The 25665-nt window shown below is 73.0% G+C and carries 19 protein-coding genes; 11 read left to right on the forward strand and 8 right to left on the reverse strand.

What is annotated here, in order from left to right:
- Together ACF07V_RS27260 and ACF07V_RS27265 are read left to right on the forward strand one after the other, a co-directional pair.
- On the forward strand, positions 1–2658 hold the full coding sequence (locus ACF07V_RS27260; RefSeq protein ID WP_392158005.1) for an SUKH-4 family immunity protein: 2658 nt from the start codon (positions 1–3) through the stop codon (positions 2656–2658).
- 115 nt (positions 2659–2773) lie between these two features.
- Complete coding sequence (locus tag ACF07V_RS27265; protein WP_392158006.1) at positions 2774–3715, forward strand: cellulose-binding protein; 942 nt, start codon at positions 2774–2776, stop codon at positions 3713–3715.
- A gap of 12 nt (positions 3716–3727) precedes the next feature.
- Here the strand turns inward: ACF07V_RS27265 and ACF07V_RS27270 are convergent, their stop codons facing one another.
- Positions 3728–4129: a hypothetical protein gene (locus tag ACF07V_RS27270; RefSeq protein ID WP_392158008.1), complete on the reverse strand. Its 402-nt coding sequence runs from the start codon at positions 4127–4129 to the stop codon at positions 3728–3730.
- 165 nt (positions 4130–4294) lie between these two features.
- Here ACF07V_RS27270 and ACF07V_RS27275 point away from each other — a divergent pair, with 165 nt between their 5' ends.
- Positions 4295–5113: a helix-turn-helix domain-containing protein gene (locus ACF07V_RS27275; RefSeq protein WP_392158010.1), complete on the forward strand. Its 819-nt coding sequence runs from the start codon at positions 4295–4297 to the stop codon at positions 5111–5113.
- Between the two features lie 10 nt (positions 5114–5123).
- The gene (locus ACF07V_RS27280; protein WP_392158011.1) at positions 5124–5525 is read left to right on the forward strand and encodes a VOC family protein; all 402 of its coding nucleotides are present in this window, start codon (positions 5124–5126) and stop codon (positions 5523–5525) included.
- Here ACF07V_RS27280 and ACF07V_RS27285 read toward each other — a convergent pair.
- On the reverse strand, positions 5522–6373 hold the full coding sequence (locus ACF07V_RS27285; RefSeq protein ID WP_392158013.1) for an ArsR family transcriptional regulator: 852 nt from the start codon (positions 6371–6373) through the stop codon (positions 5522–5524). The two genes, ACF07V_RS27280 and ACF07V_RS27285, sit on opposite strands and share 4 nt — an antisense overlap.
- A gap of 78 nt (positions 6374–6451) precedes the next feature.
- Here ACF07V_RS27285 and ACF07V_RS27290 point away from each other — a divergent pair, with 78 nt between their 5' ends.
- The 3 genes from ACF07V_RS27290 to ACF07V_RS27300 all read left to right on the forward strand — a co-directional run bounded on the left by ACF07V_RS27290 (position 6452) and on the right by ACF07V_RS27300 (position 10800).
- Positions 6452–7690, forward strand: coding sequence for an MFS transporter (locus ACF07V_RS27290; RefSeq protein WP_392158015.1), 1239 nt, complete (start codon positions 6452–6454; stop codon positions 7688–7690).
- Between the two features lie 112 nt (positions 7691–7802).
- Positions 7803–8411, forward strand: a complete 609-nt coding sequence (locus tag ACF07V_RS27295; protein WP_392158017.1) for a hypothetical protein — start codon at positions 7803–7805, stop codon at positions 8409–8411.
- Between the two features lie 103 nt (positions 8412–8514).
- On the forward strand, positions 8515–10800 hold the full coding sequence (locus ACF07V_RS27300) for an FG-GAP repeat domain-containing protein (RefSeq protein WP_392158019.1): 2286 nt from the start codon (positions 8515–8517) through the stop codon (positions 10798–10800).
- A 291-nt stretch (positions 10801–11091) separates the two neighbouring features.
- Here ACF07V_RS27300 and ACF07V_RS27305 read toward each other — a convergent pair whose 3' ends face one another.
- The 3 genes from ACF07V_RS27305 to ACF07V_RS27315 are packed head-to-tail and all read right to left on the reverse strand — an operon-like array spanning position 11092 to position 14837.
- Positions 11092–12627, reverse strand: coding sequence for an MFS transporter (locus ACF07V_RS27305; protein WP_392158021.1), 1536 nt, complete (start codon positions 12625–12627; stop codon positions 11092–11094).
- A 48-nt stretch (positions 12628–12675) separates the two neighbouring features.
- Positions 12676–13890, reverse strand: a complete 1215-nt coding sequence (locus tag ACF07V_RS27310) for an FAD-dependent monooxygenase (RefSeq protein WP_392158023.1) — start codon at positions 13888–13890, stop codon at positions 12676–12678.
- Between the two features lie 14 nt (positions 13891–13904).
- Entirely contained in the window at positions 13905–14837 is a 933-nt protein-coding gene (locus tag ACF07V_RS27315) for an alpha/beta fold hydrolase (RefSeq protein ID WP_392158025.1), read from the reverse strand.
- Positions 14838–14928: 91 nt separating this feature from the next.
- Between ACF07V_RS27315 and ACF07V_RS27320 the strand changes: the two genes are divergently transcribed.
- From ACF07V_RS27320 to ACF07V_RS27330, 3 genes are all read left to right on the forward strand, one after another.
- Positions 14929–15777, forward strand: a complete 849-nt coding sequence (locus ACF07V_RS27320) for a helix-turn-helix domain-containing protein (RefSeq protein ID WP_392158026.1) — start codon at positions 14929–14931, stop codon at positions 15775–15777.
- A gap of 214 nt (positions 15778–15991) precedes the next feature.
- Positions 15992–16780, forward strand: a complete 789-nt coding sequence (locus ACF07V_RS27325; RefSeq protein WP_392158028.1) for an ABC transporter ATP-binding protein — start codon at positions 15992–15994, stop codon at positions 16778–16780.
- Entirely contained in the window at positions 16777–19350 is a 2574-nt protein-coding gene (locus tag ACF07V_RS27330; RefSeq protein WP_392158030.1) for an ABC transporter permease, read from the forward strand. The genes ACF07V_RS27325 and ACF07V_RS27330 overlap by 4 nt, the downstream gene beginning before the upstream one ends.
- Before the next feature lie 286 nt (positions 19351–19636).
- Here the strand turns inward: ACF07V_RS27330 and ACF07V_RS27335 are convergent, their stop codons facing one another.
- Positions 19637–19882 (reverse strand): type II toxin-antitoxin system Phd/YefM family antitoxin, encoded by a 246-nt coding sequence (locus ACF07V_RS27335; RefSeq protein ID WP_392158166.1) that lies wholly within the window; start codon positions 19880–19882, stop codon positions 19637–19639.
- Positions 19883–20151: 269 nt separating this feature from the next.
- On the opposite strand from ACF07V_RS27335, the gene mfd reads away from it, so the two are divergent.
- Positions 20152–23685, forward strand: coding sequence for a transcription-repair coupling factor (gene mfd, locus ACF07V_RS27340; protein WP_392158032.1), 3534 nt, complete (start codon positions 20152–20154; stop codon positions 23683–23685).
- 45 nt (positions 23686–23730) lie between these two features.
- On the opposite strand, the gene ACF07V_RS27345 is transcribed toward mfd, so the two are convergent.
- Together ACF07V_RS27345 and ACF07V_RS27350 are read right to left on the reverse strand one after the other, a co-directional pair.
- Positions 23731–25002 (reverse strand): SGNH/GDSL hydrolase family protein, encoded by a 1272-nt coding sequence (locus ACF07V_RS27345; protein WP_392158033.1) that lies wholly within the window; start codon positions 25000–25002, stop codon positions 23731–23733.
- A 29-nt stretch (positions 25003–25031) separates the two neighbouring features.
- Entirely contained in the window at positions 25032–25598 is a 567-nt protein-coding gene (locus ACF07V_RS27350; RefSeq protein ID WP_392158034.1) for a TetR/AcrR family transcriptional regulator, read from the reverse strand.
- Between the last annotated feature and the right edge of the window lie 67 nt (positions 25599–25665).

Genomic DNA, 25665 nt, shown 5'->3' on the forward strand with positions numbered 1-25665 from the left:
GTGGTGACGTTCGCGCAGGCGCAGGAGCGCGCCGAGGAATGGATCAACGGCGACCTGCCGTCGTATCAGCACCGTGAGGTGCGGGTGCGGGAGTTCGAGCTGGGTTTCGTGGTGTGGGCGGAGGACCGCGAGGGCGGTCCGACGTCGGACGGCGGGCGTCAGCGGTTGGTGATCGCGCGCAGTGGTGAGGCGACGCTGTGGCCGGGGCTGCCGGTGGGTGAGGTGATCCGGCGGTACGAGGAGGAGTACGGGGCGACGGACGAGGTTCCGGCGCAGGCGGCGGTGCCGGCGGCGCGGATCGATCTGAACCAGACGTCGTTCCTGCTGAGTCCGCCGGAGTGGCTGCAGGACGCGGCGGACAAGATCGGGCTTCCGCGGGAGGAGTCGCACGCCTCGCAGGAGAGCGTGAGTGCGTCGGCCTCGGTGGACGACGCGTCGGACGCGGTGGGGGCGGGGGAGTCGGGGCCTTCGGCTTCGGTGGCTTCGTCGGCTTCCTCTGCGTCGTCGGCTTCGTCGTCTTCCTCGGCTTCCTCTGTCTCCTCTTCTTCGGAGGTCCCTACGGCGCCGGTTGCGGCTGCCGAGCCCGCTGCGGGTTCCGAGGCGTACGAGCCCACGGCGATGGACGGCGTACCGGCGAAGCCCGTGGCTCCCACGCCCGCGCCCGCGCCTGTGCCCGCGCCTGCGCCCGCGCCCGCTCCCGCGCCTGCGCCCGCTCCCAGTAGTCCGTGGGCGGACGCGAACGCGAGTTCCGGGGGCGCGGACGGGGCGGTGCCGCTGCCCGCGACCGTCTTCGCGCCGCCGCTGTCGGGGACGGACGACGAGGACGCGCCGCCGCCGTCGGTGGGCGCGGACGCGCCGACCGCGCTGATGAAGGGGGGCAGTGCGCTGCCCCCGACGGCGATCGCCCCTCGTCTGGACCCGGCCGCACCGGCCCCGGGTGCGGTGCCCCCGGCCCCGCCGACCCCGGCCGCACCGGCCCCGGGTGCGGTGCCCCCGGCCCCGCCGACCCCGCCCGCACCCCAGGCTTCGCCGGCTCCGGCTCCGGCTCCGGCTCCCGTTCCCGCTCCGACTCCCGCTCCGGCTCCCGCGCAGGCGGGCCCCGGTGCGCCGACGCCTCCTCCGCCGCCCGCGCCCTCGGCGCCGGGTGTCGGGGACATCGCGGACGCCGCGACGAGCAAGGCCGCGCTGCCGCCGAAGGCCGGGCGTGGTCCGACGCCGCCTCCGCCGCCGGGTGCCCCCGGTGTGCCGGGTGGCTCGTCGGGATCCAACGCGTACATCCCCACGCAGCTGGTGTCGCAGCTCGGGCCCGAGGGGCTCACGCCGCCGGCCCAGCCGGGGCCGCCCGGTCCGCCGCCTCCGCCGGCCGCGCCGGGTCCCGTGACGCCGCCGCAGCCGGTGCACCACGCGGCGACGATGCTGGCGCATCCGAACCAGGGCGGTCCGGGCGCGCCTCCGCCGCCCCCGCCGCCGCCGGGTGTGCCCGGTGGTACGCCCGCGGGCGGTATCGCGCATGCCGCGACGATGCTGGCGCACCCCGGTCCGGGTGGTCCGGGCGGCCCGGGTGCTCCGCCGCCCCCGCCGGCTCCGGCGCCGCCGGTCGGTGGGCACACGCCGCCGCCCGCGCCCGGTCCCGTGCCTCCGGGTGGTCCCGTACCCCCGGCGTACGGCTATCCGCAGCCGACCGGTCAGCCGACGGTGGGGCCCGGCTATCAGGCGGTGCTGCGGTACCGGGCGCCGGACGGTTCCGAGGCGCAGATCATCCGGCGTTCGGCGCCGGGCACCCCGCATCCGGAGTGGCAGATCCTGCACGAGCTGCGTGCGATGAACGTGCCGCCGCAGCAGGTGCTCGAACTCCACACGGAGCTGGAGTCCTGTGAGCTGCCGGGCGGTTACTGCGCGCGGATGATCCGGGAGACGTGGCCGCAGGCGCGGATCACGAGCATCGCCCCGTACGGCCGTGATCACGCGGGCCGGCAGCAGGGCATGCGGCAACTCCTGACCCATCAGGGCGAGTTGCATCAGGTCGCGGACGGTCCGGCGCGTCCGGCTCCGGTGCGGGCGCCGCTGCCGCAGGTGCAGCCGGCGCCGCCGATCCCCCCGGAGGGGATCGCGCAGGAGCTGGCGGGGGCGTTCGGTCCGGGTGTGCTCCGGTTCGACCAGCGGGCGGTGTCCCGGCAGGGTGTGCCGGAGCTGGTCGCGCGGACGCTGGTGTGGGCGGGTCTTCCGGCGGACTTCGGTCCGTTCTTCTGGGCGCAGCCGGCGATCCCGGTGGTGCCGACGCTCGCGGAGCTTGCGGCGCAGCGGCAGGTCCAGGCGGCGCCGGACGCGAGTTCGTATCTGGTGCTCGGTTCGGACTTCGGGCGGGCGATCTGTGTCCAGTACGGGACCGCGCACATCGTGGCGGTGCCGGTGGAGGCCGGTCCTGGCGGGCAGTCGGTGCCGCCGCAGTTCGTGAACACGGGGCTGCCGGAGTTCACCCGGTCGATGGCGCTCCTCGGCCGGATGTGGCGGCTGCGGTTCGGTCTCAACCCGGAGCAGGCGGGCCGCTGGACGGTCGACTTCCAGGCGCAGTTGGCGATGCTGGACCCGGCGGCGCTGTCGTCGCCGGAGAACTGGTGGTCGGTGCTGCTCGAACAGATGTGGGACGGCCTTCTGTAGGCGTAACTGAACCGAATGTGACGAAAGGCGCTCGACGTGTGTGCACGTTGGGCGCCTTTTGTCCGTTCTGATGGCGCATCCTGGTTGTTCGAGGCCAAGGGAAGGGGCGTCAGGGATGAGTTTCGCCGTCGGACGGGGGCGCGGTTACCGCCCCGAGCAGGTCGACCGCCACCTCGCCGCGCTCTCCGACGAGCGTGACGCCGCCTGGGAGCGGGCGGCGCGGCTCACGGTCCTCGCGAAGGAGATGGAGGCGGAGGCCGCGGGCCTCCGGCTGGCCGTCACGCAGCTTGTCCCGCACCGGTACGAGTCCCTCGGCGAGGCCGCGCAGAAGATCCTGGAGCTCGCCGAGCAGGAGGACGAGCGGCTCGTCCGCGGCGCCGAGGCGGAGGCCCAGGCCCTCGCGGAGGCCGCCGAGCAGGCGGCCCGGGAGGCGGAGGATGCGGCCTCGGCGTACGCGGAGGGCGTCAGGGCGGCGGCGGACGCGGCGGCCCGGGCCGCCCTGGAGGAGGCCCGCGCGCGGGCCGAGGAGATGGGCGTGATCGCCCGCCGGGACGCGGAGGGGGCCCGGGACGCGGCGCGGGAGACCTTCGAGGAGGCGGAGCGCCGGGCGGAGGCGCTGCTCGCGGAGCAGTCGGACGAGCAGCGGACCGTACGGGACGAGGCGGAGCGCACGGCGGAGGCGGCGGCGACGGCCCTGGACGCCCGCCACGAGGAGCTCGTCGCGGCGGCGGAGGCGCGGCTCGCGGAGACGCAGAAGGCCCTGGCGGAGACGGAGGAGCAGGCCCGGCACGGCCAGGAGGACGCCGAGGCCCGCGCGGAGGAGCTGCTCGCCGAGGCGAGGATGAAGACGGAGCGGGTCGAGCGCGAGACGGAGCGGGTGCTGCGGGAGCACGAGGAGGGGCGGGACGAGATCCACTCCCACATGGAGCACATCCGCAACTCGCTCGCGGCACTGACGGGCCGTCCGGCGGCCCCGGAGCCGGACGGCCCGGACGGCCCCAAGGGGCCGGAAGGACCGGAGGGGCCGGCGCCGGAGTCCGACGCCGACCTTTCCTAGTCGTCGGCGGGGTTACGGGGTGGCGCCGCCCGTGCAGATCGTTCCGTACTCGCCCCACCAGCCCCCGTTGGAGCTGTTGGAGCTGAAGCCGCCCGGCCGGATCGTTCCGTCGTACACCAGCGCCCCGTAGTAGCCGTTCCGGTGGTAGACGTCGACCTTCACCGGCAGGTAGTTCACGTAGGAGCCGATACCGACCGCGAACTTGGTCTCCCCGTACTTGCGCAGGTCGATGCAGGTCTTCGTGGTGCCGGTCTCGACGTCGCGGTCGTAGTAGCCGATGTTCTCGTGGAAGCACGCTCGGCCACTCGGGCAGTTGCCCTCGTTCGCCGCCGCGGACGGTGCCGTCGCCGCCACGCCCGTCAGGGCCAGTCCCCCGGCGAGCGCGACCGTCGCCAGCTTGCGCTTCAACTTCACTGATACCTCCTGGTCAGGGTGTGCACAGTGCGTTCTTGCGTGACGGGAAGAGTCTGTCCGTCCGAGAACTCTCTTTCCACGCGAAGAAATTGCAGATATTAAGGACGATCGTCCGGCGAGTTCCGTGCGCCGCCCCGCGGCCCGAGCGACGAGGTACGTCCACCCATGCGCATCGACACGAGTGAACGAGCCGCCCTGAAGCGGGTCCTCCAGGCGAGACGGGCGGCAATTGACCCTCTGGCCAAGGGGTTCGTCCGAAGATCCGCCGGGCCCGGCCGGCGGGCGGCCGGGCTCAGCCAGGAGCAGATGGATGAGCTGCTCCTGCGTGCCCGGGGTACGTACAACCGCTTCGAGAACGGTCAACTGGACCGCCCGTGCGCGGATTTGCTCGCTTCGGTTGCGAAGATTCTGGAGTTGAGCGAGCAGGAGTGGACGTTGCTGTGGCGGCTGACCCGCAAGGAGGAACCGCCCGGCACCCTGCACGGCAGTACGGGGATGTCCGTCGCGGGGATGTGGGGGAGGCTCATCGAGGGGGTCGGCGGCGCGGTGGCGTACATCAGCGATGCCGCGTTCGGCATCGTCGCCCACAACGAGGAGTTCGTCCGGCTCTTCCCGCCGGGACGCGCCCCGCGCAACATCATGCGGTACCTGCTGCTCGACACCCGGGCCCGGACCGAGACCCTGATCGACTGGGAGACCCGCTGGGTGCCGGAGATGCTGACGCACTTCAAGCACGCGGTGGTGCGGCGCCCGGAGGACTCCGCGCTCGGCCGGCTCGAACAGGACGTCCTCGCCGACCCGGTGACCGGCCCGCTCTACCGGGCCTGCGACCCCGTCCCCCTCTCGTACACCGACGGCGCCGCCCTCCCCGTCCGCCATGCCCTCCACGGCCCCGGTCACCTCACGACCTGCCTGGCGGAACCGCTCACGGCCCCGGGCGCCGTCATCAACCTCAGCGTCTACACGCCCGATCCGCCCGCCTAGGCTCCCGCCCATGCTCATGAAACTGACGGCGATCACGCTCGACTGCGCCGACCCCATGGCCCTGGCCGCGTTCTACCACCACGCCACGGGCATCCCGCTCGCCGACCGGTCCGACGACGAGTTCGCGGGACTGCGCGACGCGGACGGGATGTTCCTCGGCTTCCAGCGCGTCGACGGCTACCGTCCGCCGTCCTGGCCGGACCAGGAGGTCCCCCAGCAGCTGCACCTCGACTTCGACGTCGACGACCTGGAGGAGGCCACGGCCCGCCTCGTCGCCCTCGGCGCGACCGTCCCGGACGTCCAGCCGCGCCCGGACCTGTGGCGGGTGGTCCTGGACCCGGCGGGCCATCCCTTCTGCCTGACGATCCCGCGCCCGCCGCGGGACGCCCGGGCGGAGTCCGGCCGTTCCTAGGAGGCGCGGCCGAGCAGCGCCTCGCCGAGTTCGCTCGTCCGGTAGTACACCTCGCGCCGGTACCGGTGCGAGGTCACCAGGCCCGCGTCCCGCAGCACGGCGAGGTGCTGCGAGACCGCGCCGACGCTCAGGCCGGTCTGCAGGGCGAGGCCGGTGGTGGTCGTCGGGGTGCTCGTACGGCCGAGGAGTCCGGCCCTGCTGCGCCCGAGGAGCCGCGCGAGCCCGTCGCCCGGCTCGGCGGCCCGCTCCCACAGGGTGCCGACGGCCCGTACGGGATAGACGAGGCACGGCGCGACGCCGTACCGCCCCGGGAGCAGGACGCAGCGGGCGGTGAAGGCGCTCGGGGCGAGGGTGATCCCGCCGCCGTCCAGGGCGAGCCCCCCGGGCGGGAGGCCGGCGCCGGTGAGCCGGTCCTCCGCCCACCGCAGGCTCGGGTGCAGATGGGCGAAGACCTCCTGGATGCCGTCCTCGGCGAGCTGCCGGGTGCGGTGGGCGAGGTCGGCCTCCAGTACGGCCCTGATCCGGGGCCAGTACGGGCGCACCCCGGCCCGCCACCAGGCGAGCACCGCCTCCGTGAGGGACGGCGGCCCGGCGAGGGCCGGGAGCTCCTCCTCGATCTCGGCGAGGGGGCAGCGCGGGGGAGGGGCGAGGGCTTCGAGCTCCGGCAGGTGCGGGAGCAGGCCGGTGCGCTCGCGGCCGACGGTCAACGCCGTTTTGATCCAGGGGAGATGGAGGGCGTGGCCGCCGGGGTCGGCGGAGGCGCGCAGGGCGGCGAGGGACTCCCAGAGGGGTGACACGGCGAACCGGAGCTGCGCCAGGTCGTCGACCCCGAACCGTATCTCTCCCACCGGACACCACCCCCACGAGCTTTTCGCCCAGACTAAAACAATGGTCGGCTCCGGCCGGGGGTGGTGGTGTTCCCCGACATGACCACCGCAATCTCTCCCGTCCGTCCCCGGCTCGTCCGGCTGCCGGATTTCCGCCGGCTGTGGATCGGCGACACCGTGAGCCAGGCGGGCACCGCCGTCACCGTCCTCGCGCTTCCGCTCGTGGCGATCGGGCCGCTGGACGCGTCCCCCTTCGAGGCGGGACTGCTCGTGATGTGCGAGTACCTGGGCTTTCTCCTGCTCGGGCTGCCCGCCGGGGCGTGGGTGGACCGGATGCGCCGCCGCCGTGTGATGATCGCGGGCGATCTGGGCCGGGCGGTCCTCCTCGCGACCCTGCCGCTCGCCGCGTGGCTGGACGTGCTGACGCTCCCCCATCTCTACGCGGTCGCCTTCGGGCTGTCCGTCTGTACGGCCTTCTTCGACATCGCGTACCAGAGCCATCTGCCCCAACTGGTCGACGAGGACCGCCTCGTGGACGCGAACGTGGCCCTGGAGGCGACCCGTACGGTGACGGCTGCGGGCGGGCCCGGCGCGGGCGGCGCGCTCGTCGCGGCGGTGACGGCGCCGGTGGCGCTCGCCGTCGACGCGGCCAGCTTCCTCGCCTCCGCGCTGCTGCTGTCCCGGATCCGCCGCCCGGACCCCCGGCCGGCCCGGGTGCCCGGGGCCCGGCTGCGGGACGAGATCGCCGAGGGGCTGAGGTTCGTGTTCCGGGACCGGCTGCTGAGGGCGCTGACGCTGACGGCCGCGATCTCCAACCTGTGCGGCACGATCGGCGCGTCCATGCTCCTGGTCCTCCTGGCGGGTGACCTGGGCCTGTCGCCGTTCCTGTGCGGGCTCGTGTTCACGGCGGAGGCGCTCGGCGGCTTCCTCGGCAGCCTCCTCACGACCCGGATCTCGGCGCGCCTCGGCGAGGGGCGCGCGATGTGCGCCTCGGTCGTGGCCAGCGGGGTGCTGTGGCTGTTCGCGCTGCCGTTCTTCCAGGCGGACGGGCGGTACGCGGTGGCGTGCCTGCTCCAGGGGCTCGGCTGGACCGCCTTCATGACCTTCAGGATCAACTCGGTGGCGCTCCGCCAGCGCCTCACCCCGGCCCCTCTCCTCGGCCGTGTGACGGCGACGTTCCGTTTCGTCGTGTGGGGCTGCATGCCGCTGGGCGCGCTGGCGGGCGGGCTGGTGGGGGAGTACGCGGGGGTGCGTGCGGCGCTGTGGACCGGAGCCGTGGGCGAACTGCTCGCGGTGGTACCGCTGTTGCTGGTGGTGCGGGCGCGGAGGGAGGTCTGACCGGAGCGTGTCGGCCCTGCCGATTGGTCTTTCAACAACCCGGTGGGGTAGAAAGCTCCGTCGATCAATCATGATCACGTCACAAGGCTCTCTCATTCGGGGGAATGGAAGAATGACCTCAACTCGCCGTGTTCTCAGTGCGATTGCCCTTCTCGCCGCCCTGGGTGGCGTCGCTGCCTGCGGTCCGGAAGACCCCAGCGCCGCGGGTGCGACCGGAGGTTCCGGCAGCAGCGCGGCGCCGTCGGCCACGGCGTCCGGGACGACGGACCCCGGCGAGGCCGGCGGCGACGCCCCGGCCGACGACGTCGACGGTGACGGAAAGGGCGGGGACTGCGGCAAGCCGCCGGTCCTGCCCGCGGGGATCAAGAAGCTGAAGGTCCAGCTGATGCGTGACTCCGGCGGTTTCGAGGCCGCGGAGGCCAAGCCGCACTGCACGCCGAACGACTGGATCTACGGCGCCGAGCAGGACGACCCGAGCAAGCACTACGTCCTGCCCAAGGACGTCAAGGCGTACCTGGCCCTCGGCCCCGGTCAGTCGAAGCAGGTCGACCACGAGCAGCTGGCGCTGCACATCGACCGCTGCCTGGCCCAGGAGATCGGGGCTCCCACCGAGGACTACCCCAAGGTGGAGGCCCCCTACGGCTGCTACGGCAACGTGTACGAGGTCACCCTGAACGCCAAGGGCGAGGTGGCGACGATGAAGGAGATCTGGAGCGTCTGACGACGTCCGCCGCCTCCGGTCGGAGTCCGGGCTCCGGCCGGGGGTGACGGGAGGCGGGCCCCGGGGGGCGGCTAACGTCAGCCCCTCTAGGGGAGGGAACAACTTGAAGCACGTACGCATGTCCGGTCGTCGCCGTCTCACGGCCGCAGCCGTCACCGCCGTCCTCGCGACGACGGGCGCCACGATCGCCACGGTCCCGGCCGCAGCCGCACCGGCCTCGGGTCCCGCGGCAGTCGCCGACGAGACGCCGCAGCCCACCGCCGCCCGTTTCCCGCTGGACGCGGAGATCGTCACCGGCGGCACCACCGGCTTCCTGTCCCGGACGAACGGCACGACCCCCGAGTACCGCTGGACGCGGTACGCCGACGGCACGTCGACCGTGCTGCCCGGTGTCGCCCTGGCGACCGGTGGCGTCTCGGACACCGTAGTGACGGGCGAGGTCGAGGAGCCGACCGACAACCGCGTCCTGAAGCTCCACGACATGAGCGACCCGTCGGCGGCGCCGGTCGAGGTGAACCTCGACGCACTGGGCTCCGGCTACTCCTTCGCGGGCGCCGTCGGCTCGACGCTGGTCGTCATGGTGGACCAGGAGGACGGCCCCTGGCTCCCGCACCTCGTCACGGTCGGCGCCGACGGGAAGCTCATCGACCGCCCGGTGACCGGGATGCCGGGGAGCGTCTGCTTCTTCTTCGACGGCTCGCATGCCCCGGGCACCGCGGTGGTCGACTGCGGGCTCGGGTACGACGACGGCCCCGAGACCAGGTTCGTCGTGGACCTCGCCACGGCCGCCGTCGTCTCCTCGTACGACGCCGGCGCTCCGTGGGCCATGGACGGGGCCGCGGTCTCCGCCACCCACGTGGCCTGGGAGCTGTACGACGGCGCGAAGTACCGGATCGGCGTCGGCCGGATCGGCACGCCCGGGACCAGGCTGATCGACGCGAACGGCTACTTCGAGGACACCATCCAGCTGCTCGGCGGCTGGCTGACGTACGGCCAGCCGCGGCGCGTCGAGGAGGGCGGGCAGCCGTACGCGGGCCAGGACCCCGAGGCGCCGAGGCCGTTCACCGCACAGTCGCTCGACACCGGCGAGAAGATCGCGCTCCTCACCCACTTCTCGTCCGCCGTGCAGGCCCCCGACGGCACCCTGCTCGTGCGCGGCGGCTCACTCGACAAGGGCGAGGGTTTCTACCGCGTCGCGCTCGGCGCGGACGGCAAGCCGGTCGCCACGCTGGTCGCGCCCACCGGCCAGGCGACCGCCGTCACCCTGCGCGGCACCACCGCTCCCCCGGCGCTGACCGGTGAACAGCTCGCCAAGGGCGTCGACCTGACCTGGGACCTGTCCCGGGGAGACGTGTACGCCTGGGTGACCCTCAAGCATGTGCGGACCGGAGTGCAGGAACAGTGGGCGGTCGTGACGGGCGACGGCTCCACGGCCCCGCAGACGGTCGGCCTGCATTGGGACGGCAAGGAGCTGACGAACTCGTCGTACGACCCCACCGGCCCCGCCCTGAACGGCGAGTACACGTGGGAGCTCACCGCCCGCCCGGACGAGGGCATCGGCCCCGAGCTGGTCGCCACCGGCCGGTTCACCGTGACCCGGCCCGCCGCCCCGCACGACTTCGACGACAACGGCACCGCCGACCTCCTCGTCCGGGACCCCGCCGGTGTGCTGTGGCGCCTCGGCAGCCGGCCCACGGCCCCGGGCGGCTCCCTGACGGACACCGGCGCCTCGCGCGTCGGCAGCGGCTGGGGGATCTACGACCGGCTGGAAACCGTCGGGAACATCGCGGGCACGACCGCGCCCGACGCCGTGGCCCGCGACAAGGACGGCGTCCTCTGGCTCTACCAGGGCACCGGCGACCGGGCGAAGCCCCTCGGGGTCCGTACGAAGATCGGTGCCGGCTGGCAGATCTACGACCAGCTCGCGGGCGGCTCCGACCTGACCGGCGACGGCCGCGCGGACCTCGTCGCCACGGACAAGGCGGGCGACCTGTACCTGTACAAGGGCACGGGCTCCGCCACCGCGCCCTTCGCGACCCGCAAGAAGATCGGCTACGGCTGGGGCATCTACAACCAGCTCAGCGCCACCGGCAACATCGCCGGAGGTCCGGCCGGGGACCTCGTCGCCCGCGACAGGGCCGGTGTCCTCTGGCTGTACCTCGGCAAGGGCGACGGCACCTTCGCCGCCCGCACGAAGGTGGGCGCCGGGTGGGGCGCCTTCACCGGCCTCACCGCCGTCGGTGACGCCAACGGCGACGGCCGCGCCGACCTGATCGCCTCGAACGGCGACGAGACCTTCTACGCCGGCACGGGTGACTGGAGGGCTCCCTTCAAGCGCGGTGTCTCCGTGTCCCTGACGCAGGACATCACCTACAACACCGCCTTCTAGCCCCGACCTTCAGGCGAGGGCGCACTCCGCCCACGCCTCCGGCAGCAGCCCCGGCGCTCGGCGAGCCCGTCGAGCGCCGGGGCTGCGCCGCGCCCGTGGAGTCGGGGGAGCGCCGGGGCTGCGCCGCGCCCGTGGAGTCGGGGGAGCGCCGGGGCTGCGCCGCGCCCGTGGAGTCGGGGGAGGGTCTTCACGTGGTGGGGCGGCCCTCGGCGCCTGAGTAGCGCTACCCAAATCACTCTGGGCGCCTGCGCGTTGGGGGCTGCCTAGCCGGTCGCGGCGGCGGCCGTCGGCTCAGTCGGCGGGGCCTGGGCGGGGCATCCCCTGGTCCTCCTCCTTCAGGACCGGAAAGCGGCGGGGAGCCACGGTCAGGAGGGCCAGGAGGGCGAGGGCCGCCGCTGCCGCCGCGCCCAGGTAGACCCAGTCCACCGCCGCGTCGACCGCCCGCCGGATGTCGTCGGTGGTGTCGAGGGAGCGGGCCAGGGCGTCGAGGTCGGTGTCGGCGCCGAGGCGGGCGGCGAGGACGCCGTTCGCGACGGCCCCGAAGAGGGCCGCGCCGACGCTCTGGCCGACCTGGCGGCAGAAGAGGACGGAGGCGGTGGTGGTGCCGCGCTCCTCGTACGGGACGGTGGACTGCACGCCGACGATCAGGGGCAGTTGGAAGAGGCCCAGGGTGCCGCCGAGGAGCAGCATGAGCAGGGCGGGCTGCCAGGCCTCGCCGGGGTACGGCAGGAACGGGAAGGCGAGCAGGAGCAGCAGCGCGCCGGAGATGCCGAGGATCGCGGTGAGGCGGAAGCCGATGCGGGTGTAGAGGCGGTTGGACAGGGCGGCCGTGATGGGCCAGCTCAGGGTCCAGGAGGAGAGGACGAAGCCGGCGGCGATCGGGCCGAGGCCGAGGACCGACTGGGCGTACGTGGGCAGGAAGACCGTCGGGGCGACCATCAGCAGGCCGAGCGCGCCGAGGGAGAGGTTGACGGCGGCTATCGTGCGGCGGCGCCAGACCCAGCCGGGGATGATCGGTTCGGCCGCGCGCCGCTCGATGACGACGGTCAGGGCGGCGAGGGCGGCGGCTGCTCCGAGGAGGCCGAGGGACGGGGCGGAGAGCCAGGGCCAGGCGACGCCGCCCTGGACGAGCGCGGTGATGAGGACGGCTCCGGTGGCGAAGATCGCGAGCGCCCCGGCCCAGTCGATGCGTACGCGCGCGCGGGGTGCGGTGCGGGCGGGTTCCAGCAGGTGGCGGGCGATCAGCCAGAGCGCGACGACTCCGACCGGCAGGTTGATGAGGAAGATCCAGCGCCAGTCGGCGTAGCCGGCGAGGAGTCCGCCCACGGCCGGTCCGGCGATGGAGGAGGCGGCCCAGACGGAGGACAGCTTCGCCTGGATCTTCGGGCGTTCCTTCAGGGGGTACAGGTCGGCGGCGATGGTCTGGACGGTGCCCTGGAGGGCGCCGCCGCCGAGGCCCTGGACGACGCGGAAGGCGATCAGGGAGGCCATGTTCCAGGCGGCGGCGCAGAGCACGGAGCCGATGAGGAAGAGGACGGTTCCGGCGATGAGGACGGGCTTGCGGCCGAAGGTGTCGCTGAGCTTGCCGTACACGGGCAGGGTGACGGTGACGGCGAGCAGATAGCCGGAGAAGAGCCAGGAGAAGACGGAGAGCCCGCCGAGGTCGCCGACGATCTGGGGGACGGCGGTGGACACGATCGTGCCGTCGAGGGCGGCGAGCCCCATGGCCAGCATGAGCGCGATGACCACGGGACCGCGGGGCCCGGCGGTGGGGGAGGCCGCCGGGGCGGTGCCGGCTCCGGCCCGGGTCGTCGACGGTTCCGTCACCGCACACCCTTCCTTTCTTCGTACACCTAAATGTCCGCGGACAGGGTCTCACCGCACGGGCGGCGCCGGATAGTCGTCGACGGTGACGGAGTCGTAGAGGCGTGCGGTCCTGGTGGTGAGGCGGACGAGGGCGCGGCTGGGGCCCGTGGGGAGGGCGGAGATCAGACGGGCGCCCCGGGCCAGTCCCCACACGCCGAGGCGGGAGCCGGGGATCAGGGTCTTCGCCGCGCTCAGCGCCGCCGCGTGGCTGCCGCGCACGTGCTCCGCCATCGCGCGCTCGTAGGCGGGGAAGGCGCGCTCGTGGTCGCCGCCCGCCCGCGCCAGCTCTCCGGCGAGGACGTACGCGCCGACGACGGCCAGGGTCGTGCTGCCGCCGACCGCCGGACCGGGGCTGTAGCCCGCGTCGCCGACGAGCGTCACCCTCCCCCGCGACCAGGTGTCCATGCGGAGCTGGGTGATCGAGTCGAAGTAGAACGCCGGGGTGCGGTCGAGCTCGTCCAGCCAGCGGTCCACGTCGGTGTGCATGCCGGCGAACGCGGCGCGCAGCAGTTCCTTCTGCCGGGGCACGTCACGGTGGTGGTGGCCGAGTTCGTGCTCGCTCCGGAACAGGAACAACGCGCGCGCTTCGTCGCCGAGGTGACGCGCGCCGTACATGCCGGCGGTGCGGCCGACGCCGACGTGCAGGAGCAGCTCGCGGTCGAGGCCGGAGACGTTCGGCAGGGTCAGCACCCCGAAGTGGGCCCCGATGAAGGAGGTGAAGCGGGCGTCCCCCTCGAAGACCAGGCGGCGCACCGTGGAGTGCAGTCCGTCCGCGCCGACGACGAGGTCGAAGCGGCGCGGCGCGCTGTTCTCGAACCGCACCTCGCCGTCGGGTGAGATCGCGGTGACCGAGTCGTCGAAGACGTACTCGACGTCGTCGCGTGCGGCGTCGTGGTAGATCGCGCCGAGGTCGTCGCGCATGATCTCGACGTGTCGGCCGGAGGCGGCGCCGAAGATCTTGGAGAGGTCCGCCCGGACGGGACGCCGTGAGCCCTCCCGGTGGACGGTCATCCGGTTCGTGCCGGTGGCCCGCTCCTCGATACGCGTGAGCACGCCCATCCTCTCCGAGACGAGCACCGCGGGCCGGAACAGGTCGACCGCGTGCCCGCCGGTCCTGCGCAGAGCCGGCGCGCGCTCGACGACGGTGACGGAGAAGCCGTACCTGGTGAGCCAGTAGGCCAGCACCGGACCGGCGACGCCTGCGCCGGAGACGAGAATCCGCATGGCACCCCTCCTGTTCATGCGTCCGCCGGTACGGAGTGGATCGCGGCGAAGGCCAGCAGGGGAGCTGCCGTCCGCGGCGGATCCTCGAGCAGGGGCGAGTGGCCGAGACCGGGGAGCAACTCGACCTTCGCGCCGGGAACGGCGCGGTAGTCGGAGGCGGACGAGGACCGCCATCGGCGGTCGTCCTCGCCGAAGACCACCAGGAGCGGCTTGCCCAGGACCGCCAGGCGATCGGGCAGGGCCCGCTGCTCCAGGTAGGAGCGGGTGGCCACCGTCGTCGCGGTGAGCGTGTGGGGGGTCATGGCGCGCACGTCGTCCAGGAGCTCTTCCGGGATCAGGTAGCCCGGGCGGCTGACGGCGGTGCTCGCGAACCGCCGGAGCTGCTCGTCGGCCGGCGGCCACGGCGAGAGGTCGATCGTGGCGGACCCGGTGGCGATGAAGGCGTCCAGGCCGGGGCCGGTGTTGATGAGCGCGAGCGCGGTCACCAGCTCGGGCCGTCGCTCGGCGAGGGCGGTGGCGACGGCGCCGCCGCTCGAATGACCGACGGCCACGGCGTGCTCGATCCCGAGCCGGTCCAGTGCCGCGCCGGCCCGGCGTGCCTGCTCCGGGATCGCGTAACTGCGGTCGGCCGGTTTGGCCGACCGGCCGTGTCCGAGCAGGTCGATCCGGATGACGCGGTGAGATCCGGTCAGCAGCGGAACCAGCGGGTCCCACACGCGGGTCGAGGAGGCGGACCCGTGGATGAGCAGGAGCGCGGGGGCGTCGCGGGGGCCGTCCTGGCGGACGTGGATGCCGTCGTCGTCCGGGGACGGGGGCGAACTCGCGGTGGCCGCGGCGCCGCCGTTCACGTGCGGATCGCTGCTGGAGTACGGATCGCTGCTGGAGTACGGGTCGGTGTCCGCGTACGGGTCGGTGTCCGCGTACCGGTCGCTGTCAGGAGCTGTCATGAGCCCACGGTCTCCGCCGGCACCCACCGGCGTATTGGACAAATGTTCCCCCGTCCTCCCGCCGGGGAGGCTCCCGTAGCACCATGGGACGGTGCAGACGTTCAGGCACGGTGCCGCTGAGTGGGACGTCGCGTGCCCGCGGCGGCCGAGCCGGGTCCCCGGCCTCACCATGGCCGGGTTCCGGGTCGGCGACCTGGACGCGCTCCGGATGGTGCCGCACCCGGCCGTGACGCTGCTCCTGGAGTTCGGCGCCGGCTCGCCCGTCCTCGACTGTCCCTCCGGGCGGCAGCAGCGGGGATGCGTCGTCGCAGGGGCCGGGCTCGGGTCCGGAGGCGCGGTCCGGGCGCACGGAGAGAACGTCGAGTGCGTGCAGGTCCGCCTGTCCCCGGTGATCGCGCGCGCGATTCTGGGTGTCTCCCCCGCCGAACTCGACGGCGTCGTCGTGCCCCTGGACGACCTGTGGGGCCGGGAGGCGTCCCGGATCCGTGAGCGGCTCGGCGGCATCCCGTCCTGGCAGGAGCGCTTCGCGCTGACGGACGCGCTGCTCGCCCGCCGGTACGCGGCGGGGCCGACGGTGGACCCGGAGGTGGCCCGGGCCTGGCACCGGATCGTCGGCAGCCGTGGCCTGGCCCGGGTCGACGGACTCGCCGCCGAGGTCGGATGGAGCCGGAAGCGGCTGTGGGCCCGGTTCCGGTCGCAGCTCGGGCTGCCGCCCAAGCGCGCCGTGACGCTGGTCCGCTTCGACCATGCCGCCCACCGCCTGGTCTCGGGTGAGAGCGCGTCCCGGGTCGCGGCCGACACCGGCTACGCCGACCAGTCGCACCTGCACCGGGACGTCATGGCGTTCACCGGGGCGACCCCCGCGACCGTGGCCGGTGAGCCGTTCCTCGCCGTCGACGACCTCGCATGGCCCGGCCGGGGGACGACCGCGGGTCGCTGATCCCCGTAGGGGTACCGCCGGCAGGCTGCGCGCCCGTGTACGGATCCGGTCGCACCCCCTTCGGCGGGCCGGTCTCCCACCACGGGTGGAGGAGCCCCTAGGGGAACCTCCCCCATGCGGTCCAGGGGTCGTTCGTCCCGGCGGAGGAGGTGAAGTGCCCTTGCCGCTTCTTAACTTGAACTTACAAACCACCCACCGCTCCAAGGAGAAAACCGTGACTTCGGCTCTGACCATCCCCCGGCACGGGGGTACGGGAGAGGGAACGGCCGTCGCCGCGCGGGCGCGTCAGGTCGTGAAGGCGTACGGCTCGGGGGAGACCCGGGTCGTCGCCCTCGACTCCGTCGACGTGGACATCGCCCGCGGACAGTTCACCGCGATCATGGGTCCCTCTGGCTCCGGCAAGTCGACCCTGATGCACTGCCTGGCCGGGCTCGACACCGTCACCAGCGGGCAGATCTTCCTCGACGAGACCGAGATCACCGGCCTCAAGGACAAGAAGCTCACCCAGCTGCGCCGGGACCGGATCGGCTTCATCTTCCAGGCCTTCAACCTGCTGCCCACCCTGAACGCCATCGAGAACATCACGCTCCCGATGGACATCGCCGGGCGCAAGCCCGACGCCGACTGGCTGCGGCGGGTCGTCGACACCGTCGGGCTCTCCGAGCGGCTCAAGCACCGGCCGAACCAGCTCTCCGGCGGCCAGCAGCAGCGCGTCGCCGTGGCCCGCGCGCTCGCCGCCCGGCCCGAGATCATCTTCGGCGACGAGCCGACCGGAAACCTCGACTCGCGGGCCGGCGCCGAGGTCCTCGGCTTCCTCCGCGCGTCCGTGGACGAGCTGGGCCAGACCATCGTCATGGTCACCCACGACCCCGTCGCCGCCTCCTACGCGGACCGGGTGCTCTACCTCGCCGACGGGCGGATCGTCGACGAGATGGAGCGGCCCACCGCCGACGCCGTACTCGACCGCATGAAGGACTTCGACGCGCGCGGGCGGACGTCATGACCGTCCTCAAGACCTCGCTGCGCAACTTCTTCGCGCACAAGGGCCGCATGGCGCTCTCCGCCGTCGCCGTCCTGCTCTCCGTCGCCTTCGTCAGTGGGACCCTCGTCTTCACCGACACCATGAACACGACGTTCGACAAGCTCTTCGCGTCGACCGCCTCCGACGTCACCGTCAGCCCGAAGAGCGCGGGCGGCAACGACGAGACCCCGCAGAACGGCCGCCCCGAGTCCCTCCCCGCCTCGCTCGTCGAGCAGGTCAGGAAGGCCGAGGGCGTCAAGGACGTGCAGGGCTCGGTCGCCTCCCTGAGCGTGACCGTCGTCGACGCGCGGAACAAGAACGTCGGCCCGACCGGCGGCGCGCCGACCATCGCCGCCAACTGGACGCCCAACGAGCTCCGTTCGGTGGAGATCGCGTCCGGTCACGAGCCGCGCGGCCCCACCGAGGTCGTCGTCGACGGCGCCACCGCCGAGAAGCACGGCCTGAAGCTCGGCGACGAGCTGCGGACCATCGCCGTCACCGGCGACTTCACCGCGAAGATCTCCGGCATCGTCGAGTTCAAGGTCACCAACCCGGGCGCCACCGTCGTCTACTTCGACACCGCCACCGCCCAGCGCGAACTCCTCGGCAAGGAAGGCCTGTTCACCCAGATCTCCGTCGACGCGAAGGACGGGGTGTCCGACGACGCGCTCAAGGCGGACGTCGCCGCCGCCGTCGGCGACGGCTACAAGCTGCAGACCGCGGCCGAGGTCGCCGACGCGGGCCGCGAGAGCATGGCCGGCTTCCTCGACGTCATGAAGTACGCGATGCTCGGCTTCGCCGGGATCGCCTTCCTCGTCGGCATCTTCCTCATCGTCAACACCTTCTCCATGCTGGTCGCCCAGCGCACGCGCGAGATCGGCCTCATGCGGGCCATCGGCTCCAGTCGCGAGCAGGTGAACCGTTCCGTCCTCGTCGAGGCGCTCCTCCTCGGCCTCGTCGGCTCGGTCGCCGGTGTCGCCGCGGGCGTCGGCCTCGCCGTCGGGCTCATGAAGCTGATGTCCTCGATGGGCATGGAGCTCTCCACCCGCGACCTCACCGTCGCCTGGACCACCCCGGCCGTCGGCCTCGCCCTCGGCATCGTCGTCACCGTCCTCGCCGCGTACATCCCCGCCCGCCGGGCCGGGAAGGTCTCCCCGATGGCCGCCCTCCGCGACGCGGGCACCCCCGCCGACGGCAAGGCCGGCCGGGTACGGGGCGGCATCGGGCTCGCCCTCACCGCCGCCGGAGCGGCCGCCCTGGTGGTCGCGGCCCGCGCCGACGAGGCCGGACCCGGCTCCCTCTGGCTCGGCCTCGGCGTCGTCCTCTCCCTCCTCGGCTTCGTCGTCGTCGGCCCGCTCCTCGCCGGCGGGGTCGTCCGCGCCCTCGGCGTCGTCGTCCTGCGGATCTTCGGCCCCGTCGGCCGGATGGCCGAGCGGAACGCCCTCCGCAACCCGCGCCGCACCGGCGCCACCGCCGCCGCCCTGATGATCGGCCTCGCGCTCGTCGCCGGCCTGTCGGTGGTCGGCTCCTCGATGGTCGCCTCGGCCACCGAGGAACTGGACCGCTCCGTCGGCGCCGACTTCATCGTGCAGTCCGGCACCGGGCAGCCGATCGTGCCGCAGGCACAGGCCGCCGTGGAGAAGACCGCCGGCCTGGACCACGTCACCGAGTACAGGTGGGTCGACGCCAAGGTCACCGACCCGCGGGGCAAGGTCTCCACGGCCGACCTGGCCGCCACCGACCCGACGTACGTGAAGGACCTGCGCCGCGAGGTCACCGCCGGCACCCTCACCGACGCGTACGGCAAGGACGCGATGTCCGTCGGCAGCGACTACGCCACCGAGCACGGCGTGAAGGTCGGCGACGTCCTGACCGTCGCCTTCAAGGGCGGAGACACGGTCAGGCTCAGGGTCGCGGCGATCACGGCGGACACCGGTCAGGTCGACAAGGGGGCGATGTACACCGACGTCTCCACCGTCACCCGCCACCTGCCCGCCGAGCGGGTCCCGAACAGCCTGCTCATCCTGGCCAGCGCCAAGGACGGCCAGGAGACCCGGGCCTACCAGGCCCTCAAGGACGCCCTCGCGCCGTACCCCCAGTACAAGGTGAGCAACCAGGCCGACTACAAGGAGGAGCTGCAGAAGCAGGTCGGCCAGCTGCTGAACATCGTGTACGGGCTCCTCGCCCTGGCGATCATCGTCGCGGTCCTCGGCGTCGTGAACACCCTCGCCCTCTCGGTGGTCGAACGGACCCGCGAGATCGGCCTCATGCGGGCCATCGGCCTCTCCCGCCGGCAGCTGCGCCGCATGATCCGCCTGGAGTCGGTGGTCATCGCCCTCTTCGGCGCCCTCCTCGGCCTCGGCCTGGGCATGGGCTGGGGCACGGCCGCGCAGAAGCTCCTCGCCCTCGAGGGCCTCGGGGTCCTGGAGATCCCCTGGCCGACGATCGTGACGGTCTTCATCGGCTCGGCCTTCGTCGGCCTCTTCGCGGCACTGGTCCCGGCGTTCCGGGCGGGCCGCATGAACGTCCTGAACGCCATCGCGAGCGAGTAGCGCCCGGGGCGGTGCCCCCGCCCCCCGTTGTGGGCATGCGTTCCGCCGGGGCGGAACGGGTGGGCACAACGGACGGCGCCCCTGCCGGCGCCAGAGGCTCCCGAGCCTGGACCCGCACCCCGTGCGCAGTGCACTGGTGGTGCGGGTTCAGGCGCGGAAGGCGGGGGCGCGGACAAGCGCGCCGTCCCGTGTGCCCACCCTCCCCCAAGCTCTCGGCTTCGCTCGAGCAGGGGGGACCCCCATCGCCCGAGCGGGACGATTGCCCACACGGGGGCGGGGCGGGAGGTTACTCGTCGTCCCCGAAGGCCTCGTCGAAGGCCTCGGGGGCATCGTCGAAATCGTCGGCGGCGGTGATGCGGCCCCTGAGGGAGCCGTAGCCGCCCCGGTGGGTCTTGCCGGCCAGCGGGACCACCTTCGCGACCGGTTCGCCGGACTTGCTGATGATCACCTCCTCGCCGGTGGCGACCGCATCCAGGATCTTGGAGAAGTGGGCCTTCGCCTCGTTGACGTTGTACTGCCGGGCTGCTTCCATCGCGGCCTCACAGTGAGGTGTGCTCACAGCTGGAGTGTGCGCGGGGTGGACCGGGTGTGGGTGTGAGCCTCAAGCGTAGTGCGAGGGGCTGAGCGGGAGCCAGCTTCCCGGTCCCGAGTGGCCCCGTTCTTTCGGGCGCGTGACAGTGCCACGTCGTAGGCTGGGGGCGCACCGGGCCGTACGCGCCCGGGACCACCCGGCCCGTTCGACGTGTCGGGCTGTTCGCGTTGCCCGCCCCCGTCGTACGAACCCGGGATGGAAGAAGCTCCATGAGCCTGCACGGTCTGCTCGATGTCGTCGTCAAGGACGCCGCCCTCGCCGAGGCGGTGAAGGCCGCCGCCGACGGGAACCGTCCGCACGTGGACCTGGTCGGGCCGGCGGCCGCGCGCCCGTTCGCCGTGGCCGCGCTCGCCCGGGACTCGGGGCGGCCGGTGCTCGCGGTGACCGCGACCGGCCGGGAGGCCGAGGACCTCGCCGCCGCGCTGCGCTCCCTCCTCGACCCGGACACGGTCGTGGAGTACCCCTCCTGGGAGACCCTGCCGCACGAGCGCCTCTCGCCCCGCTCCGACACCGTCGGGCGGCGTCTGGCGGTGCTCCGGCGACTGGCTCACCCCCGCGAGGACGACCCCGCCGCAGGTCCCGTCTCCGTGGTCGTCGCGCCCATCCGTTCCGTGCTCCAGCCGCAGGTCAAGGGCCTGGGCGATCTGGAGCCGGTGGCGTTGAGGGGTGGGCAGACCGCCGACCTGAACGAGATCGTCGAGGGCCTCGCGGCCGCCGCGTACTCCCGGGTGGAGCTCGTCGAGAAGCGCGGCGAGTTCGCCGTGCGCGGCGGCATCCTGGACGTCTTCCCGCCGACCGAGGAGCATCCGCTCCGGATCGAGTTCTGGGGCGACGACGTCGAGGAGATCCGGTACTTCAAGGTCGCCGACCAGCGGTCCCTGGAGGTCGCCGAGCACGGGCTGTGGGCGCCTCCCTGCCGCGAACTGCTGCTGACGGACGAGGTGCGCGAGCGTGCCGCGGCCCTCGCCGAGGAGCATCCCGAGCTCGGCGAGCTGCTCAACAAGATCGCCGAGGGGATCGCGGTCGAGGGCATGGAGTCCCTCGCTCCGGTCCTCGTCGACGACATGGAGCTGCTGCTCGACGTGCTGCCCAAGGGGTCCCTGGCCGTCGTCTGCGACCCCGAGCGGGTGCGGACCCGGGCCGCGGACCTGGTCGCCACCAGCCAGGAGTTCCTGCAGGCCTCCTGGGCCGCCACCGCCGGTGGTGGCGAGGCCCCGATCGACGTCGGCGCGGCCTCCCTGTGGGGGATCGCGGACGTACGGGACCGGGCGAGCGAGCTCGGCATGGCCTGGTGGTCGGTGTCGCCGTTCGCGGCGGACTCCGGCGAGGCCGACGGCGACACGCTGACCCTGGGCATGCACGCCCCCGAGTCGTACCGCGGGGACACCGCCCGCGCCCTCGCCGACACCAAGGGCTGGCTGGCCGACGGCTGGCGCACGGTGTACGTGACGGAGGCGCACGGCCCCGCGTCCCGTACGGTCGAGGTCCTCGGCGGCGAGGGCATCGCCGCCCGCCTCGACGCGGACCTCGCGGAGATCTCGCCGTCGGTCGTGCACGTGTCGACCGGCTCCATCGACTACGGCTTCGTCGACCCGGCGCTCAAGCTGGCCGTGCTGACCGAGACCGACCTGTCCGGCCAGAAGGCGGCCGGCAAGGACGGCCAGCGGATGCCGGCCAAGCGCCGCAAGACGATCGACCCGCTGACCCTGGAGGTCGGCGACTACATCGTGCACGAGCAGCACGGCGTCGGCCGGTACATCGAGATGGTCCAGCGGGCCGTGCAGGGCGCGACCCGCGAGTACCTCCTCGTGGAGTACGCGCCCGCGAAGCGCGGCCAGCCCGGCGACCGGCTGTACATCCCGACCGACCAGCTGGAGCAGGTCACCAAGTACGTGGGCGGCGAGGCGCCGACCCTGCACCGGCTCGGCGGCGCGGACTGGACGAAGACGAAGCAGCGCGCGAAGAAGGCGGTCAAGGAGATCGCCGCCGATCTGATCAAGCTGTACAGCGCCCGCATGGCGGCCCCCGGCCACGCCTTCGGCCCGGACACCCCGTGGCAGCGGGAGCTGGAGGACGCCTTCCCGTACGCGGAGACGCCCGACCAGCTGTCCACCATCGCCGAGGTGAAGGAGGACATGGAGAAGACGGTCCCCATGGACCGTCTGATCTGCGGCGACGTCGGCTACGGCAAGACGGAGATCGCGGTGCGGGCGGCCTTCAAGGCCGTCCAGGACGGCAAGCAGGTCGCGGTCCTCGTGCCGACGACGCTGCTCGTGCAGCAGCACTTCGGCACGTTCAGCGAGCGGTACTCGCAGTTCCCGGTGAAGGTGCGGGCGCTGTCCCGGTTCCAGACGGACACCGAGTCGAAGGCGACCATGGAGGGGTTGCGGGAGGGTTCGGTCGACGTCGTCATCGGCACCCACCGCCTCTTCTCCTCCGAGACCAAGTTCAAGGACCTGGGTCTGGTCATCGTCGACGAGGAGCAGCGCTTCGGCGTCGAGCACAAGGAGCAGCTGAAGAAGCTCCGGGCGAACGTCGACGTCCTGACGATGTCGGCCACCCCCATCCCCCGTACGCTCGAAATGGCGGTGACGGGCATCCGGGAGATGTCGACGATCACGACGCCGCCGGAGGAGCGGCACCCGGTCCTCACCTTCGTCGGCCCGTACGAGGAGAAGCAGATCGGCGCCGCGATCCGGCGTGAACTCCTGCGCGAGGGCCAGGTCTTCTACATCCACAACCGGGTCGACTCGATCGACCGCGCCGCCGCCCGGCTCCGCGAGATCGTGCCCGAGGCGCGGATCGCGACGGCGCACGGCCAGATGTCCGAGCAGGCCCTGGAGCAGGTCGTCGTCGACTTCTGGGAGAAGAAGTTCGACGTGCTCGTCTCGACGACGATCGTCGAGTCCGGCATCGACATCTCCAACGCCAACACCCTGATCGTCGAGCGCGGCGACAACTTCGGGTTGTCGCAGCTCCACCAGCTGCGCGGCCGTGTCGGCCGTGGCCGCGAGCGGGGCTACGCGTACTTCCTGTACCCGCCGGAGAAGCCGCTCACGGAGACCGCGCACGAGCGGCTCGCGACGATCGCCCAGCACACCGAGATGGGCGCCGGCATGTACGTCGCCATGAAGGACCTGGAGATCCGCGGCGCGGGCAATCTGCTCGGCGGCGAGCAGTCCGGTCACATCGCGGGCGTCGGCTTCGACCTGTACGTACGGATGGTCGGCGAGGCCGTGGCCGACTACCGGGCCTCCCTCGAAGGCGGCGTGGAGGAGGAGCCGCCGCTGGAGGTCAAGATCGAGCTCCCGGTCGACGCGCACATGCCGCACGACTACGCGCCGGGCGAGCGGCTGCGGCTCCAGGCCTACCGCTCGATCGCCTCGGCGAACTCGGAGGAGGACATCAGGGCCGTACGCGAGGAGCTCACCGACCGGTACGGCAAGCTGCCCGAGCCGGTGGAGAACCTGCTCCTGGTGGCGGGCCTGCGGATGCTGGCGCGCGCGTGCGGGGTCGGCGAGATCGTCCTCCAGGGCTCCAACATCCGCTTCGCGCCGGTGGAGCTGCGCGAGTCCCAGGAGCTCCGCCTCAAGCGCCTCCACCCGCGCACGGTCATCAAGCCGGCCGTCCACCAGATCCTGGTGCCGCGCCCGACGAGCGGGAAGATCGGCGGGAAGCCGGTGGTGGGCCGTGAACTCCTCGCGTGGACGGGCGAGTTCCTGACGACGATCCTCGGGGGCTGAGCTCGTGGCGGCGCCCCTCCCGCGGGGGCGCCGCACCGCGAGGGGTTACAGCTCGTCGAGGTCCAGGGCCTCGGCCATCGCGTGGTAGCCCGCGTCGTTCGGGTGGAGGGCGTCGCCCGAGTCGTACGCGGGGAGGATGCGGTCCGGGTCGGACGGGTCGGCGACGGCGCGGTCGAAGTCGACGACGGCGTCGTACGCGCCGGAGGTGCGGACCCAGTCGTTGAAGGCCTCCCGCTTGGCCTCGTTGGCCTCGGTGAAGTAGAAGGAGCCCTTGACCGGGGTGAGGGTGGCGCCGACGACCTTGAGGCCGTGGGCGTGGGCCTGCCGGATGAGGGTGCGGTGGCCCTCGATGAGGCGGTTCACGGAGACCTCGGGGGTCGGGCCGCCGGGGAACGCGGGGCCGCTGCCGCCGAAGTCGTTGATGCCTTCGAGGAGGACGACCGTGCTGACGCCCTTCTCGTCCAGGACGTCCTTCTGGAAGCGGGCGACGGCCTTCTCGCCCGCCCACGTGGTGTCGTTGGTGACCTGGTTGCCGCCGATGCCGTGGTTGAGGACGGCGCGGGACCGGCCGGTGGCGGCGAGGCGTTCGGCGAGCTCGTCGGGGTAGCGGTTGTCGGCGTCCGGCGTGGAGCCGACACCGTCGGTGATGGAGTCGCCGAAGGTGACGATGCCGTCGCGGCGGGCGGTGTCGCGGCCGCCGCTGACCTCGATGCCGGAGAGGTAGTACCAGGAGGCGCTGGTCTCGGTGAAGGCCGTGCCGGAGGAGTCGGCGCGGTGGTCGCCGGTGGCGCGGTAGCTGGTGGCGGCGGCGAGGTGGTGGAAGGTGGCGGGGCCGGTCGGGTCCGCCAGGTACAGGGTGACGGTGACGGACTCCAGGGCGGCGGTGCGGAAGGGCACGCCGTCGCTGAGGAGGGTGCCGCCGGCGGGGATCGTGACGGAGGTCCGGCCGCCGCCGAAGGTGAGCGGGCGCACCGAACCGGGCTGTACGGCCCCGCCCTTCGCGGTGCGGGCGACGGTGGCGCCGGTGATCCGGAGCGGGGTGGTGCCGTAGCGGTTGGTCAGTTCGACGCGGGCCCTGGTGCCGCCTGCGGTGACCCGTATCACCTGGCGGACGGTCTGGTCGGCGAAGCCCTGCTTCGACCAGTTGGGGGTGAAGGGGGCGGTCGGCGACTGCGGGGAGGCGGCCCAGGCGCCGCGCCACGCGGGGGCGTGGTGGCCGGGCGACGTGGCGGTGGCGACGGCGGCGGGGGTCAGGGCGAGGACGGCCGTGGTGGCGAGGGTCAGGGCGGTGTGGCGCAGCGGCTTCGCGATCTTCATGTACTGCTTCAATTGCCCGCCCGCGCGGGCTATTCCCTTTCTCGGGGCGGGAGTTGGGCGGTGAGCTCCCGGAAGTACGCCTCGGGGCTGCGGTCGCCCATCGCCTCGTCGACGTTGTGGCTGAGGAGCAGCGTCGCGAAGCCGTGGGCCAGTGACCAGGCGGCGATGCCGGCGGTACGGGGGTCGGAGGCGCCCCGCAGGTCGGCGACGCCCGCGCGGAGTTCGGCGGAGGCGTGCTCCTTGGCGGCGAGGAGCTCCGGGTCGTCGGCGCGGAGGAGCTCGGGCCGGAACATGACCTGGAAGTGCGCGGGGTGCGCGACGGCGAAGCCCACGTAGCGGGCGCCGCGGTCGACGAGGGCCGGGGTGCCCGCGAGGGCTTCGGCGAGGAGCTCGTACCCCTCGGTGGCGATCGCGGTGAGCAGGCCCGTGCGGTCCTTGAAGTGGTGCGCGGGGGCGGCGTGCGAGACGCCCGCGCGGCGGGCGAGGTCGCGCAGGCTGAGCGCCCCGGGGCCCTCGGTGGCGATCACGTCGAGGGCGGCGGCGAGAACGGCCTGCCGCAGGTCGCCGTGGTGGTAGGTGATCCGGCTCGTCGTCATGGCAGCAGCCTAGCCGCCATCTAGTCATTGACAAGTTTCGGCTCCGGCTGCAATCTAGTCACTGACA

The sequence above is a fragment of the Streptomyces sp. NPDC015661 genome, assembly GCF_043077765.1.
In the GTDB taxonomy this organism is placed as follows: domain Bacteria; phylum Actinomycetota; class Actinomycetes; order Streptomycetales; family Streptomycetaceae; genus Streptomyces.

Coding starts and splice junctions, on each gene's coding strand:
- ACF07V_RS27295 (WP_392158017.1), top strand. CDS start 7,803: ATGACCTCAACTCGCCGTGTTCTCAGTGCGATTGCCCTTCTCGCCGCC.
- ACF07V_RS27275 (WP_392158010.1), top strand. CDS start 4,295: ATGCGCATCGACACGAGTGAACGAGCCGCCCTGAAGCGGGTCCTCCAG.
- ACF07V_RS27330 (WP_392158030.1), top strand. CDS start 16,777: ATGACCGTCCTCAAGACCTCGCTGCGCAACTTCTTCGCGCACAAGGGC.
- ACF07V_RS27350 (WP_392158034.1), bottom strand. CDS start 25,598: ATGACGACGAGCCGGATCACCTACCACCACGGCGACCTGCGGCAGGCC.
- ACF07V_RS27335 (WP_392158166.1), bottom strand. CDS start 19,882: ATGGAAGCAGCCCGGCAGTACAACGTCAACGAGGCGAAGGCCCACTTC.
- ACF07V_RS27345 (WP_392158033.1), bottom strand. CDS start 25,002: ATGAAGATCGCGAAGCCGCTGCGCCACACCGCCCTGACCCTCGCCACC.
- ACF07V_RS27310 (WP_392158023.1), bottom strand. CDS start 13,890: ATGCGGATTCTCGTCTCCGGCGCAGGCGTCGCCGGTCCGGTGCTGGCC.
- ACF07V_RS27315 (WP_392158025.1), bottom strand. CDS start 14,837: ATGACAGCTCCTGACAGCGACCGGTACGCGGACACCGACCCGTACGCG.
- ACF07V_RS27280 (WP_392158011.1), top strand. CDS start 5,124: ATGCTCATGAAACTGACGGCGATCACGCTCGACTGCGCCGACCCCATG.
- ACF07V_RS27265 (WP_392158006.1), top strand. CDS start 2,774: ATGAGTTTCGCCGTCGGACGGGGGCGCGGTTACCGCCCCGAGCAGGTC.
- ACF07V_RS27290 (WP_392158015.1), top strand. CDS start 6,452: ATGACCACCGCAATCTCTCCCGTCCGTCCCCGGCTCGTCCGGCTGCCG.
- mfd (WP_392158032.1), top strand. CDS start 20,152: ATGAGCCTGCACGGTCTGCTCGATGTCGTCGTCAAGGACGCCGCCCTC.